Origin of the sequence: Ruminococcus sp. AF17-12 (assembly GCF_003479245.1) — a bacterium.
Lineage (GTDB): Bacteria > Bacillota > Clostridia > Lachnospirales > Lachnospiraceae > Blautia_A > Blautia_A fusiformis.
This window is the reverse complement of record NZ_QUGY01000016.1, coordinates 25,612-39,297: the sequence shown is the minus strand read 5'-3', so window position 1 is coordinate 39,297 and position 13,686 is coordinate 25,612. Positions and strand designations below refer to the sequence as shown.

General features: G+C 44.6%; 13 protein-coding genes, 2 tRNA genes and 1 riboswitch. Of the genes, 11 read left to right on the top strand and 4 right to left on the bottom strand.

What is annotated here, in order from left to right; genetic code table 11:
- Positions 1–93 precede the first annotated feature (93 nt).
- From codY to DWW77_RS15160, 8 genes are all read left to right on the top strand, one after another.
- Positions 94–879: a GTP-sensing pleiotropic transcriptional regulator CodY gene (codY, locus tag DWW77_RS15195; RefSeq protein WP_015524350.1), complete on the top strand. Its 786-nt coding sequence runs from the start codon at positions 94–96 to the stop codon at positions 877–879.
- A 297-nt stretch (positions 880–1,176) separates the two neighbouring features.
- Positions 1,177–1,461: a co-chaperone GroES gene (groES, locus tag DWW77_RS15190; protein WP_118609038.1), complete on the top strand. Its 285-nt coding sequence runs from the start codon at positions 1,177–1,179 to the stop codon at positions 1,459–1,461.
- Between the two features lie 47 nt (positions 1,462–1,508).
- The gene (gene groL, locus DWW77_RS15185; protein ID WP_022426640.1) at positions 1,509–3,128 is read left to right on the top strand and encodes a chaperonin GroEL; all 1,620 of its coding nucleotides are present in this window, start codon (positions 1,509–1,511) and stop codon (positions 3,126–3,128) included.
- Positions 3,129–3,241: 113 nt separating this feature from the next.
- Positions 3,242–3,745, top strand: a complete 504-nt coding sequence (locus tag DWW77_RS15180; RefSeq protein ID WP_015524353.1) for a DUF6106 family protein — start codon at positions 3,242–3,244, stop codon at positions 3,743–3,745.
- Positions 3,746–3,813: 68 nt separating this feature from the next.
- Positions 3,814–5,268 carry an IMP dehydrogenase gene (guaB, locus tag DWW77_RS15175; protein WP_118609037.1) on the top strand — a complete coding sequence of 485 codons (1,455 nt, stop codon included), beginning with the start codon at positions 3,814–3,816 and terminating at the stop codon, positions 5,266–5,268.
- Positions 5,269–5,380: 112 nt separating this feature from the next.
- Entirely contained in the window at positions 5,381–6,097 is a 717-nt protein-coding gene (locus DWW77_RS15170; protein ID WP_286188026.1) for a peptidoglycan recognition protein family protein, read from the top strand.
- Positions 6,098–6,194: 97 nt separating this feature from the next.
- Positions 6,195–6,276: riboswitch (ZMP/ZTP riboswitch) on the top strand.
- 86 nt (positions 6,277–6,362) lie between these two features.
- Entirely contained in the window at positions 6,363–7,076 is a 714-nt protein-coding gene (locus DWW77_RS15165) for an IMP cyclohydrolase (protein WP_118609036.1), read from the top strand.
- Between the two features lie 38 nt (positions 7,077–7,114).
- Positions 7,115–8,299, top strand: coding sequence for a phosphoribosylaminoimidazolecarboxamide formyltransferase (locus DWW77_RS15160; protein ID WP_118609035.1), 1,185 nt, complete (start codon positions 7,115–7,117; stop codon positions 8,297–8,299).
- 206 nt (positions 8,300–8,505) lie between these two features.
- Here the strand turns inward: DWW77_RS15160 and DWW77_RS15155 are convergent.
- A tRNA-Gly gene (locus DWW77_RS15155) sits at positions 8,506–8,578 on the bottom strand.
- Positions 8,579–8,744: 166 nt separating this feature from the next.
- Positions 8,745–9,434: a lysozyme family protein gene (locus tag DWW77_RS15150; RefSeq protein ID WP_118609034.1), complete on the bottom strand. Its 690-nt coding sequence runs from the start codon at positions 9,432–9,434 to the stop codon at positions 8,745–8,747.
- A gap of 162 nt (positions 9,435–9,596) precedes the next feature.
- On the opposite strand from DWW77_RS15150, the gene DWW77_RS15145 reads away from it, so the two are divergent.
- Positions 9,597–10,682 (top strand): 3D domain-containing protein, encoded by a 1,086-nt coding sequence (locus tag DWW77_RS15145; RefSeq protein WP_118609033.1) that lies wholly within the window; start codon positions 9,597–9,599, stop codon positions 10,680–10,682.
- Positions 10,683–10,792: 110 nt separating this feature from the next.
- Here DWW77_RS15145 and DWW77_RS15140 read toward each other — a convergent pair.
- Together DWW77_RS15140 and DWW77_RS15135 are read right to left on the bottom strand one after the other, a co-directional pair.
- Positions 10,793–10,865, bottom strand: a tRNA-Phe gene (locus DWW77_RS15140).
- A gap of 130 nt (positions 10,866–10,995) precedes the next feature.
- Positions 10,996–12,180, bottom strand: a complete 1,185-nt coding sequence (locus DWW77_RS15135) for an iron-containing alcohol dehydrogenase (RefSeq protein WP_118609032.1) — start codon at positions 12,178–12,180, stop codon at positions 10,996–10,998.
- 249 nt (positions 12,181–12,429) lie between these two features.
- Here DWW77_RS15135 and DWW77_RS15130 point away from each other — a divergent pair, with 249 nt between their 5' ends.
- The gene (locus DWW77_RS15130; protein WP_118609031.1) at positions 12,430–13,338 is read left to right on the top strand and encodes an NAD(P)/FAD-dependent oxidoreductase; all 909 of its coding nucleotides are present in this window, start codon (positions 12,430–12,432) and stop codon (positions 13,336–13,338) included.
- A gap of 43 nt (positions 13,339–13,381) precedes the next feature.
- Positions 13,382–13,684 carry a thioredoxin gene (trxA, locus tag DWW77_RS15125; protein WP_334304374.1) on the top strand — a complete coding sequence of 101 codons (303 nt, stop codon included), beginning with the start codon at positions 13,382–13,384 and terminating at the stop codon, positions 13,682–13,684.
- Positions 13,685–13,686 lie beyond the last annotated feature (2 nt).

Here is a 13,686-nt window from a genome sequence, read left to right as displayed (position 1 = left end):
AATATAAAAATGTCTTGTAAATTTCCAGAATAACGTGTAATATTAGACTAGAAAAACGATTTCTTTCAAGGTACGAAAGTGAAAGGAGGAAAAATGAGCGTTCAGTTGCTAGATAAAACTAGAAAAATCAATAAGCTTCTGCATAACAGCAGCTCAAGCAAGGTAGTGTTTAACGACATTTGCCAGGTGCTCATGGAAACCTTAAGTTCCAATATCCTGGTACTCAGTAAGAAAGGTAAGGTTCTGGGAGTCAGTATCTGCCCGGGTGTGGATGAGATCACAGAGCTGATCGATGACAAGATCGGCGGACATATCGACCCGTTATTGAATGAGAGATTTCTTGGTGTTCTTTCCACAAAGGAGAATGTCAATCTCCAGACACTTGGCTTTGAGCATGTACCCGGAAATTATCAGGGAATCGTGAATCCGATCGATATTGCAGGTGAGAGACTGGGAACGTTATTCATGTACCGCAATGATCATCCCTATGATATTGAGGATATTATCGTCAGCGAGTATGGTACAACAGTTGTTGGCCTGGAAATGATGCGTGCGGTTCATGACGAGAACGCAGAAGAAGACAGAAAACAGCAGATCGTTAAATCGGCATTCAGTACACTGTCCTTCTCAGAACTTGAGGCGATCATCCATATTTTTGATGAGCTGGATGGGGATGAGGGTATCCTGGTTGCCAGCAAGATCGCTGACCGTGTAGGTATCACCAGATCCGTGATCGTAAATGCACTGCGTAAATTCGAGAGTGCAGGTGTGATCGAATCCCGTTCATCCGGTATGAAGGGAACTTACATTAAAGTTCTTAATGAAGTGATCTTTGATGAGCTTGAGGAGATAAAAGCACAGAGAAGCAAGAAGGCATAATGTGATCAGCACTGTCAGATGCTTGATATAAGATAAAGAACGTGACAAAAGAGACTTCCCGCTATCGTGGGAGTCTCTTTTTTGTCTGTTTCATAAAATCAAAATAAATAATGAAATTAAGAAAACGAGAGAAAACAAGAGTATAAAAGAGATAAAATCAGAATAATATAGAAAAACCATATCTTAAAAGGGTTGCGAAAATATGTGAAATTCACTAATATAGCCATAGTGATTAGCACTCGTATAAAGTGAGTGCTAGCAGACGAAGATGGAACTTATAAAGGAGGAACATAGATCATGAAGTTAGTACCTTTAGGCGACAGAGTAGTATTAAAACAGGTTGAAGCAGAAGAGACAACAGCATCCGGAATCGTGCTTCCGGGACAGGCACAGGAGAAACCACAGCAGGCAGAGGTCATTGCAGTTGGACCTGGCGGAGTTGTAAACGGAAAAGAAATAAAAATGGAAGTAGAAGTCGGAAATACTGTTATCTATTCCAAATATGCAGGAACAGAAGTAAAGATGGATGGAACTGATTATATTATTGTAAAGCAGGAAGATATCCTGGCAATCATTAAATAATATAAACATCTTATCGTATATCAATATAAATAGGAGGTCATTTTATCATGGCAAAAGAGATCAAATACGGCGCAGAAGCAAGAGCAGCACTTGAAGCTGGTGTAAATAAACTTGCAGATACAGTAAGAGTAACACTTGGACCGAAAGGAAGAAATGTAGTACTTGACAAATCTTTCGGTGCTCCGCTTATCACAAACGATGGTGTTTCCATTGCAAAAGAGATCGAGCTTGAGGACGGATTCGAGAATATGGGTGCTCAGATCATCAAAGAGGTTGCATCCAAGACAAACGATGTAGCTGGTGATGGTACTACAACAGCAACCGTGCTTGCACAGGCAATGGTACATGAGGGAATGAAGAACCTGGCAGCAGGAGCGAACCCGATCATCCTCAGAAAAGGAATGAAAAAAGCAACAGATGTTGCAGTAGAAGCAATCAAGAACATGAGCCAGGCAATCAACGGAAAAGCTCAGATCGCTAATGTAGCCGCAATCTCTGCAAGTGATGAGCAGGTTGGACAGCTGGTTGCAGACGCTATGGAGAAGGTTTCCAAGGATGGTGTTATCACTGTTGAGGAGTCCAAGACCATGCATACAGAGCTTGACCTTGTTGAAGGTATGCAGTTTGACCGTGGATATATTTCCGCATACATGTCTACAGATATGGAGAAGATGGAGGCAACTCTTGATGATCCGTATATTCTGATCACAGATAAGAAGATCAGCAACATCCAGGAGATCCTTCCGCTTCTTGAGCAGGTTGTTCAGGCTGGTGCAAAGCTTCTCATCATTGCAGAAGATGTTGAGGGTGAGGCTCTCACAACCCTGATCGTTAACAAACTGAGAGGAACCTTCCAGGTAGTAGCTGTTAAAGCACCTGGCTATGGTGATAGAAGAAAAGAGATGCTTCAGGATATCGCGATCCTGACAGGCGGACAGGTGATCTCTGACGAGCTCGGTCTTGATCTGAAGGAAGCTAAAATGGAGCAGCTCGGACGTGCAAAATCCGTTAAGGTTGCAAAAGAGAATACAGTTATCGTTGACGGCCTTGGCGATAAAGATGCCATCGCAAAACGTGTTGCTCAGATCCGTGCGCAGATCGAGGAGACAAAATCCGAGTTTGATAAAGAAAAACTTCAGGAAAGACTTGCAAAACTGGCAGGCGGCGTAGCTGTTATCCGTGTAGGTGCTGCTACTGAGACAGAGATGAAGGAAGCAAAGCTTCGTCTTGAGGATGCTCTTGCAGCAACAAGAGCAGCTGTTGAGGAAGGTATCATCGCAGGCGGCGGATCTGCTTACATCCATGCTTCCAAAGAGGTTGCAAAACTTGCAGCAACACTTGAGGGAGATGAGAAGACAGGTGCTTATGTGATCCTGAAAGCCCTTGAGGCTCCGTTGTTCCACATTGCTGCAAACGCAGGACTGGAAGGCGCTGTTATCATCAACAAGGTAAGAGAGTCTGAGGTAGGTACAGGCTTTGATGCTCTGAATGAGAAATATGTAAACATGGTTGAAAATGGAATCCTTGATCCTGCAAAGGTTACAAGAAGTGCACTTCAGAACGCAACAAGTGTTGCATCTACACTTCTTACAACAGAGGCTGTAGTTTCTACGATCAAAGAGGATACTCCTGCTCCGGCACCAAACCCGGGAATGGGAATGATGTAATTTCAAGCAGGCAGGTAAATAATTTACAAAATGAGAGGGCCTGCGTCATGGACGCGGCTCTCTTTTTGTGTTATAATCAAAAGAAATCAGTAAATTACGAAAGGAAGAAGCAAATGAGTGACTTATATTCAGAACTTCTGGTAAAGAAGAAACAGACAGGGAAGGATCTTGCTATAAAATACGGTCTTATTGCACTGACCGTGATCATGGTTCTGGGAGGTCTGGTGCTGAATGCACTTCTTCTGGTTCCGGCTATCGCTCTTGGTGTTGCATGCTATTTTGTAATTCCGAAAACAGACCTGGAATATGAATATCTGTTTGTTAACGGGGAACTGGATATTGATATGATCATGTCCAAGTCAAAGAGGAAAAGAGTAAAATCACTTCAGCTTGCGGAGGCTGATCTTGTGGCACCTCTGAAATCCCACAGAATGGATTATTACAACGGAAATCAGAAGATGAAAACCATAGACTTTTCCTCAGGTATTGAGGATCATAAGCGCTATGCCATGATCGTAAGAGACAGCGGAGAAACCTGCAAGGTGATCCTGGAGCTGGATGATGAACTTGCCAATACCATGAAAAATTCTGCACCGAGTAAAGTTTTTTTGGATTGACATGAATCTTGTTTTTTGTTACACTAGTTCACAAATTTAAAATATCTTACACAAAGGGAGGAAATGCAATGGGTACTATTATTGGTGAAGGCATTACGTTTGATGATGTCCTGCTGGTTCCGGCTTATTCTAAAGTAATTCCGAATCAGGTTGATGTTTCAACGTATTTAACCAAGAAAGTAAAGCTGAATATCCCCATGATGAGTGCGGGAATGGACACAGTTACAGAGCACAGAATGGCAATTGCTATGGCCAGACAGGGTGGTATCGGTATCATTCACAAGAATATGTCCATTGAGGCACAGGCAGAAGAGGTTGACAAAGTTAAACGTTCTGAGAACGGTGTTATCACCGATCCATTTTATCTTTCAGCAGAGCATACACTGAAGGATGCCAATGATCTGATGGCGAAATACCGTATTTCCGGTGTTCCGATCACAGAAGGCAGAAAACTGGTAGGTATTATCACAAACCGTGATCTTAAATTTGAGACAGATTTCAGCAGAAAGATCAAGGAGTGCATGACTTCAGAAGGACTGATCACAGCTAAGGAAGGAATCACACTTGAGGATGCCAAGAAGATCCTTGCGAAATCCCGTAAGGAGAAATTACCCATTGTAGATGATGACTTTAATTTAAAAGGACTCATTACCATCAAGGATATCGAGAAACAGATCAAGTATCCGCTTGCAGCCAAGGATGCACAGGGAAGACTTCTCTGTGGTGCTGCGGTTGGCATCACAGCAAATGTGCTTGCACGTGTTGATGCGCTTGTGAAGGCTAATGTAGATGTGATCATAATTGATTCTGCACATGGTCATTCAGAAAACATTTTAAAAGCAGTCCGCGAAATCAAGGCAACATATCCGGAGCTTCAGGTAATCGCAGGTAATGTTGCAACAGGCGAAGCTACCAAGGCTCTGATCGAGGCTGGAGTAGATGCAGTTAAAGTTGGTATCGGACCGGGATCTATCTGTACAACACGTGTTGTTGCAGGTATTGGTGTTCCGCAGGTTACTGCAGTTATGGATTGTTATGAAGTGGCTAACAGCTACGGAATCCCGATCATTGCAGACGGCGGTATCAAATATTCCGGAGATATCACCAAGGCCATCGCAGCAGGTGCCAATGTCTGCATGATGGGAAGCATGTTCGCAGGATGCGATGAGAGCCCGGGAACATTCGAACTTTATCAGGGAAGAAAATATAAAGTGTATCGTGGAATGGGATCTATCGCAGCTATGGAGAATGGCAGCAAGGATCGTTATTTCCAGGAGAATGCAAAGAAGCTTGTGCCGGAGGGTGTTGAGGGTCGTGTTGCGTATAAAGGACATGTTGAGGATACCGTATTCCAGCTGATCGGTGGTTTAAGATCCGGTATGGGTTACTGTGGAGCAGAGAATATTGAGAAGCTTAAGACAACAGGCAGATTCATCAAGATTTCAGCTGCATCTCTTAAAGAGTCACATCCACATGACATCCACATCACAAAAGAGGCTCCAAACTACAGTGTAGATGAATAATAAAGGAAAAAAAGGTAAGACCGGTAAAAAGTCACCCAGGCCGTCCCATAGCGGGCGGCCTGTTTCCGTAAAGAAAACTTCCTCCGGGTCTTCCAGAAGAAAAAAGAAGTCTTTGAGAAAAAAGAACCCGATCAAGATCCTGCAGAGGATTGTGCTGATATGTATCATTGTGATCGTTGCTTTTGCTGCGTGTGCGTTAGGATACGCATTTTTTGAGATGCGCATGGAACAGAGTGAAACTCAGTCCGGACAGGAAGAGATATCCGGGAATGCCAGCGGAAATGGCGGACCGGAACAATGGCAGGCAGAAGGAGCACCTTTTATTGATGTGGAGCTTCTGACACCGAATTCCTATTCCAGACCACAGATTTCTATGGAACAGGTAAATTATATAGCCATTCATTATACGGCCAATCCGGGATCTACTGCCGTATCCAACCGGAATTATTTTGAAAATCTTGCGACAACGCAGGACAACAAAGTCAGCAGTCATTTTGTGGTAGGGTTGGAGGGAGAAGTGGTACAATGTATTCCCACTTCGGAAATATCCTATGCCACAAATTCCAGAAATGTAGATACCATATCCATTGAATGCTGCCATCCGGATGAAACAGGGCAGTTTAATACAGCAACCTATGATTCAGCGGTAAAGCTGACAGCGTGGCTTTGTACACGCTTTGGACTGACTTCGGATCAGGTGATCCGTCATTATGATGTCACAGGTAAAGACTGTCCGAAGTATTACGTGGAAAATCCCGATGCATGGATCCAGATGAAATCAGACATTGCAGCACAGATCCAGACAGATTATGCATTACGGGGGAAATAAAGTGTTACTGTTTATTTTGTGAGCAACAAGAAGTCTGGAAAAATAATTTCTGAAAATAGGGGCTTGAAAATTAAGAAGAAGTATTGTAGTATAACAGCAGAAGCTGCATGACTGGCGGAAAGTAGGATTACCTACAGGGAGTGCAGTGAAGTGAGAAGCCGACCGCCTGGGCAGCCTGATAAGGGGTGTCCAGGCGGTTTTTTGTTACCGTTCATATCCTGGGATAAGCCCCGGGCCTTACATTAGACAAGGAGGACTGTGAAAAATGACGACATTTTCACTTGAAAAAGAACTGAAAGAAAATTCCTATCCGGGAAGAGGAATTGTGATCGGACGTTCCGCTGACGGGAAACATGCAGTTACTGCATATTTTATTATGGGAAGAAGCGAGAACAGCAGAAACCGTATTTTTGTTGAGGATGGGGAAGGAATCCGTACACAGGCTTTTGATCCGTCCAAGCTTACAGACCCGAGCCTGATCATTTATGCACCGGTACGTGTCCTTGGAAATAAGACCATCGTAACAAACGGTGATCAGACAGATACGATCTATGAGGGAATGGACAGACAGCTCACCTTTGAACAGTCTCTCCGCAGCAGAGAGTTTGAGCCGGATGCGCCGAACTATACACCTCGTATTTCAGGCGTTCTTCATGTTGAAAACGGTAAATTCAATTATGCGATGTCTATTTTAAAGAGCAATAACGGAAATCCGGATTCCTGTCTTCGTTATACATTCGCCTATGAGAATGCGGCGGCAGGACAGGGACGTTTTATCCATACTTATAAATGCGATGGAAATCCACTTCCAAGTTTCGAGGGAGAGCCGAAGCTGGTAGAGATCCCAAACGATATTGATGAGTTTGCGGATCTCCTCTGGAAGAGCCTGAACCAGGATAATAAAGTTTCTCTCTTTGTTCGTTTTATTGACATTGAGACAGGAAATTATGAATCCAGGATTGTAAACAAGAATAAATAAGAAAATAGGGATATCACAGAGAACGGAGGAGCTTTTTCATGAAAGAATTACAGTTAAAATACGGATGTAACCCAAATCAGAAACCATCAAAGATCTATATGGCAGATGGAAGTGAGCTTCCGATCCAGGTACTCTCCGGAAGACCGGGATACATCAACTTCCTGGATGCCTTTAATGGCTGGCAGCTGGTACGTGACCTTAAGAAAGCAACCGGACTTCCGGCAGCAACTTCATTTAAGCATGTATCTCCGGCAGGTGCTTCCATCGGACTTCCGCTGAATGAGACACTGGCAAAGATCTACTGGGTAGGTGATATGGACTGGAAGAATTTTTCCCCGCTTGCATGTGCGTATGCAAGAGCAAGAGGTGCAGATCGTATGTCATCATTTGGTGATTTTATTTCTCTTTCTGATGTCTGCGACAAAGATACCGCAATGCTGATCAAGAGAGAGGTTTCTGATGGTGTGATCGCACCAGGATATACAGAGGAGGCTCTTGAAATTCTGAAGCAGAAGAAAAAAGGCAATTACAATGTGATCCAGATCGATGAAAACTATGTTCCGGAACCTTTGGAGCACAAACAGGTATTTGGAGTCACTTTTGAGCAGGGCCGCCAGGAGCTGGCAATTGATGATACGCTGATCTCCAATATTGTAACAGAGAATAAAGAGCTTACGGAAGAAGCCAAGAGAGATATGAAGGTTTCTCTGATCATCCTGAAATATACACAGTCCAATTCTGTATGCTTTGTTAAGGACGGACAGGCTATCGGCGTTGGTGCAGGACAGCAGTCCCGTGTACATTGTACACGCCTTGCAGGCCAGAAAGCAGATAACTGGTATCTCCGTCAGTGTCCGAAAGTACTGGAGCTTCCGTTTAAAGACACGATCACACGTGCGGAGAGAGATAATGCCATTGATGTTTACATTGGTGAGGAATATATGGATGTCCTTGCAGATGGTGCATGGGAAAAGACATTCACAGAGAAGCCGGAAGTGTTCACAAAAGAAGAGAAGAGAGCATGGCTGGATGGTCTTACCGGCGTGACACTGGGATCCGATGCATTCTTCCCGTTCAGTGATAATATCGAGCGCGCATATAAGAGCGGTGTAAAATATATTGCAGAGCCGGGTGGATCTGTACGTGATGACGCAGTTATCGATACATGTAATAAGTATGGAATGGTGATGGCATTTACAGGAATCCGCCTTTTCCACCACTAAAAGATATATATCATGACCATGATAAGCGGCTGAAATAAAAGATAAAAAATATAAAGTCCCGAATCTGAATTTCTGGAAAAAAGAAATCAGATTCGGGACTTTTTGATTGAAGAAGGATAGTTTTCAACAGGCTGTGAATATCCATATGATTGAAAGCAGGTATAAATCAGCAAAAAAAAAGAACTCTGAAAAACAGAGTTCTGAAGAGCGATAGACGGGGCTCGAACCCGCGGTCTCGACCTTGGCAAGGTCGCGCGTTACCAACTACGCCACTATCGCATATGCCTTATCGCCTCAAGCATTTCCCTCAGCGACAAGACATATATTAGCATAGATTTTATATTCTGTCAAATGTTTTTTGGAATTTTTTTGAAATTATATACAACATATAAAGTTTATTCCAGACATCTGAAACAGACCTTGTATATGAGAATATTTCGGTGGCTTATGAGTTATTGTCTAAGTGGTAATAGCGCAAAACATGATCCGGATAGTATTGGTCACCATAGTCCCATGGACCTGCAGGATCGTGAAGGGGATCATCTTCATCACGTTGTGTGTTGCCGCTTGCTATCTGGGCAAAGGCCTGGGCACTTTGGGCCGTCCACACAGTCTGATCGTTCTCCTCCAGATAAGCAAAATAGGAATCGGCTCCGAAATTATATGCCTGCAGAGCCAGACGGATTTTGGAAAGATCAGTCGGACCGGTACAGCCGGCTTTATCCAGAGCATATTTCAGTTCCTGGATGCCACAGGAAATAGAGTAAGAAGGATCTGTGATACCATTGGGCTGCTGAGGATATCTGGCATTGTAGGCTCCTTCTGAGGACTGCATGGGATCGGTACCCTGTCCGGAGCTTTCCTGCATCATCACAGCCAGGAGCAGGTCTACATAGTCGGACATATCATATTGTGCTGCTTCGCTGGAAACCTCATCGCGATAAGCTTCACAGGCTGCATTGATCTGATGGGTTTCCTCCTGCCTGCCGGAAAATCCGGGAAAACGCAGAAGGATACAGCCCACGATCAGCAGAAAAAGACATGTCAGAAAGATCTTTTGCCTGCGTACCTGCTGTACACGGAGTCTGTGGCGCTGTTTTTTAGTAAGGGTTGGTTTCTTGTGTTTTGTATTCATATATGTATTGTATCCGTTACGGATAGATTTGACCAGTTAAAAAATATGATCTTTTTGTTAAAAATTTCTGAAGACTGTCCTGTGAAATTGCAAAATATGATCTGATATGCTATGATAGTCGGGACAAACCGTAGAATGCCGGAAAAAAGGAGGCAAGATTTCATGCGAAAAAAGCTTCTGGCAGTTATTTTATGTGCTTCTATGCTTTTCCCTGCATCAGTATCTGCAGAGGTATTGGGATATGAAGCAACATTGGATACATATACACAGGAGAAAAAAACACCTCAGCAGTTTCAGATCGATGATGGGGCGGGAAATACAGTAAATGTTTTGGCGAAGAGTGATACGCTTTATGTTACAGCGAAAAATACGGAAATCCGGTCCAATCCGGGAGACAGTGGTACAGAGCTGCGTTCTGTGATCCTGGGAACGAAACTTGAAAGAGTTGCAGTCTGTGACAATGGCTGGAGCAAGGTGACCTTCCAAAAGAAAGGTGAGGACAAGATCATCGGTTATGTTTCGGACAGCGTGCTCAGTGATACAGAGATCGTAAATAAATTTACGGATACAGTTACAGCGGCACAGGACAGTGATATCCTGGATTATCCCGGCAAGAAAGACGGAGAGGTTGTAGGAGAGGTCCTTCAGGATGATGAGTTGAAAAGAACAGGTACGGTAGATGCTGATGCTATCTGGAGCAGGATCGTTTACACAGATGACAGTGGTTCAGATCACGTCGGATATATTCCGACCAGCTGTCTGGAAGGTTATCAGGCTACGGAAGTGGCCAAGGCAGAGCAGGAAAAGAACACAAAAGCAGGATCCCTTACCAAGAGTTCAGGGGAGGGGATTTTTGCGGATGCAGTGGATGGTGTAACTTCCACAGGTGGTTCCGGAAGTACCGCAGCTGGCGTACAGATCGGAACGCCGGTATCAGTATCTTCTGACGCGACACTGAAACCACTGGGAACATTCCGGATCACGCATTATTGTCCGTGCAGCATCTGCTGCGGACCATGGGCGAATGGAATTACTTCCACAGGAGTAACGGCCACTACCAACCGTACGATCGCAGTGGATCCGAGTCAGATCCCATACGGTTCCAAAGTAGTGATCAATGGCCAGGTTTATGTTGCAGAGGACTGTGGAGGAGCAATCCGGACCAATTGTATCGACGTATATGTGGCAACACATTCCGAAGCAGAGCAGAAGGGTGTGTTTTATACAGAAGTATATTTGCTTCAGTGATCAGAAAAAGACTGCTGTAGATTCCATTCCATAAGGGATTTGCAGCAGTTTTTTTGTATAAAAAAACTCTGACCAGCAGAGGCTATTCTGCGATCAGAGTAAAAAAATAATGCCCAGAGCCGGAATCGAACCAGCGACACGAGGATTTTCAGTCCTCTGCTCTACCAACTGAGCTATCTGGGCATGTCTCTTTCGAGTACTTTGTTACTTTAACACATTTATGTAGAGAATGCAAGGGAAAAATAAAAAAAACAGATGTTTTTCTGAAAAATCTGATTTTCAAAAAAACATCTGCAATATTATGGCTACAGATTTATCTGGCAGCAAGATAGATTTTTTCCATATCTTTCATGTTCAGCTGTTTGAACACACCGATGGTACGGGTGTCTTCAAAGCTGCATTTAAACGCCAGATCATGGATTTCTTTTTCTGTAAGATCAAGACCAAGCTCATGAAGGCTGGTAGGCATCTGGATGGAACGGAAATAATCTTCCATGGCTTCTATGCCGGCAAGAGCAGTTTTGTTGAAGTCGGTACTGCAGGGAATGTCAAAGATATTGACTGCAAACTGGGCAAAGCGTTCCGGATTTGCATCATAAACGTAACGTGCCCAGCTTCCCCACAAAGCGGCAAGACCGGCTCCGTGAGCCACATCGTAGGTGCCGCCCAGTTCATGCTCCAGCTGGTGACAGGCCCAGTCACCACCGCCGGTTCCGCAGCCGGTAAGTCCATTGTGGGAAAGGCTGCCGGCCCACATGATCTCTGCCCGTGCAGTATAATTATCCGCCTCCTTCATCAGGATCCGGGAGTTATAGATCACGGTCTGCATCAGAGATTCGCTGATACTGTCAGTGATCTCCATGGTTTCGATATTTACAAAGTACCGTTCCATAGTATGCATCAGGATATCCACACAGCCGCTTTCGGTTTGATATTGCGGCAGGGTATAGGTGAGGCGGGGATTTAAAATAGCAAAACGTGGGCGGCACAGATCGTTGCGGGCACTACTCCGTTTCAGCCAGCCCTCTTCATTGGTGATCACACAGGATCCGCTCATTTCATTTCCGGAAGCTGCGATCGTCAGGATAACGCCTACAGGAAGACAGGCTTTTGGGGTTTCGGTGCGGAGAAAAAAGTTCCATACATCTGTATCCGGATTGGCAAGTCCATAGCCGATGGCCTTACAGGAATCAATAACGCTGCCACCGCCAACAGCCAAAAGAAAATCAACCTGTTCTTTGCGGCAAAGCTCAATACCCTCACGTACCTTAGAGAGACGGGGATTGGGAACCACACCGCCAAGAGTGACATAGGAGATACCAGCTTCATCCAGAGAAGATCGGATCTCATCGATCAGACCGGAGCTTACTGCACTGTGGCTGCCATAATGGATCAGTACTTTGCTGCAGTTCTGCTCTTTTAGAACAGTGCCGATCTTAAGGTGTGTATCTTTCCCGAAAATAACCCGGGTAGGGGTAAAATATTCAAAATTTCTCATAGAGATTAGGCTCCTTTTTATGATCCCGCAGGGGTATCATCTTGGTTCATTTAATTGGTTTAAAGACGTTATAATAATAGCATAGAAGAGAAACAGACGCAAATAAAAGCTATTGAAAAAAGGTGTAATTTTTGGGGAATGTGGTATAATGACTTCTGTGAAGGAAAAGTGACCTGATCACAGAAACAGACCAATGCGAAGCGTATATTATAGAACAGATCCAAATGAAGAAGAAAGCAGGTGTCTGAAATGGAGAATATCATTATCATAGGAGCAGGTCCGGCCGGGATCTCGGCAGCACTTTATGCGGCAAGGGGAAATATGAATCCGCTGATTATAAATACAGGGATCGGTTCACTGGAAAAAGCAGAGAAGATCGAGAATTATTACGGACTGGAGCAGCCATTGTCCGGCAGAGAGCTTTTTGAAAGAGGTCTTGCCCAGGCAAGAGCACTTGGAGTACGGATCCTGGATGCCCAGGTTGTGGGAATGGGTGGTTTTGATACTTTTGAGGTGAAAACTACCGCAGGAGATTTTGAGGCACGCAGTGTGATCCTGGCAACCGGAAGCAGGAGAGCTTCTGCCAGGATTCCGGGAGTAAAGGAATTTGAGGGAAAAGGTGTCAGCTACTGCGCAGTATGTGACGCATTTTTTTACAGAGGAAAAGAAGTGGCAGTGCTTGGAAGCAGTGATTTTGCTCTTCATGAAGCAGAAGAACTTTCTCATACCGCTTCCCGTGTGACGATCTTTACAGATGGAAAGAAACCGGAATTTTCAAGAGAAAATCCGCTTCCGGTTAATACCATGAAGATCCAGGCAATCGAAGGGGATGAACGTGTTTCAGGCATCCGCCTGAAAAGTGATGTGTCCATGCAGGAGGCAGGTGCCGGAGAAGATTCTTTTGTGCCGGCAGAGGGAGTCTTTGTAGCGCTTGGTACAGCCGGAAGCTCGGAGATGGCCCGCCAGATCGGAGCGGAACTGAATGAAAAAGGAAATATCCGGGTCAATGAAGAGATGGAGACTACAGTTCCGGGGCTGTATGCAGCAGGTGATTGCACCGGTGGACTTCTCCAGGTGGCAAAAGCTGTTCATGACGGTGCCCAGGCAGGACTTTCCGCCTGTCGGTATGTGCGGAAGCTTTTGAAAGCGGAGGCATAAGCTGAAATTAAAAAAAACAAATACAGGATCAAGGAGGAATTTTATCATGGCAAAAGTTTTTACAACAGACAATTTTGAAACTGAGGTATTAAATGCAGAAAAGCCGGTACTGGTAGATTTTTGGGCAACCTGGTGCGGACCATGCAGACGTCAGGCTCCGGTCGTGGAAGAGCTTGCAGAAGCCGGATATGAGGTTGGCAAGGTTGACGTAGACAAAGAGCCATCACTGGCACAGCAGTACAAGATCATGAGTATCCCCACACTGCTGGTATTCAAAGAAGGAAAAGAGACCGCACGTTTTGTGGGACTGACATCAAAGACAGAGCTTGAGGCAGCGCTTCAGTAACC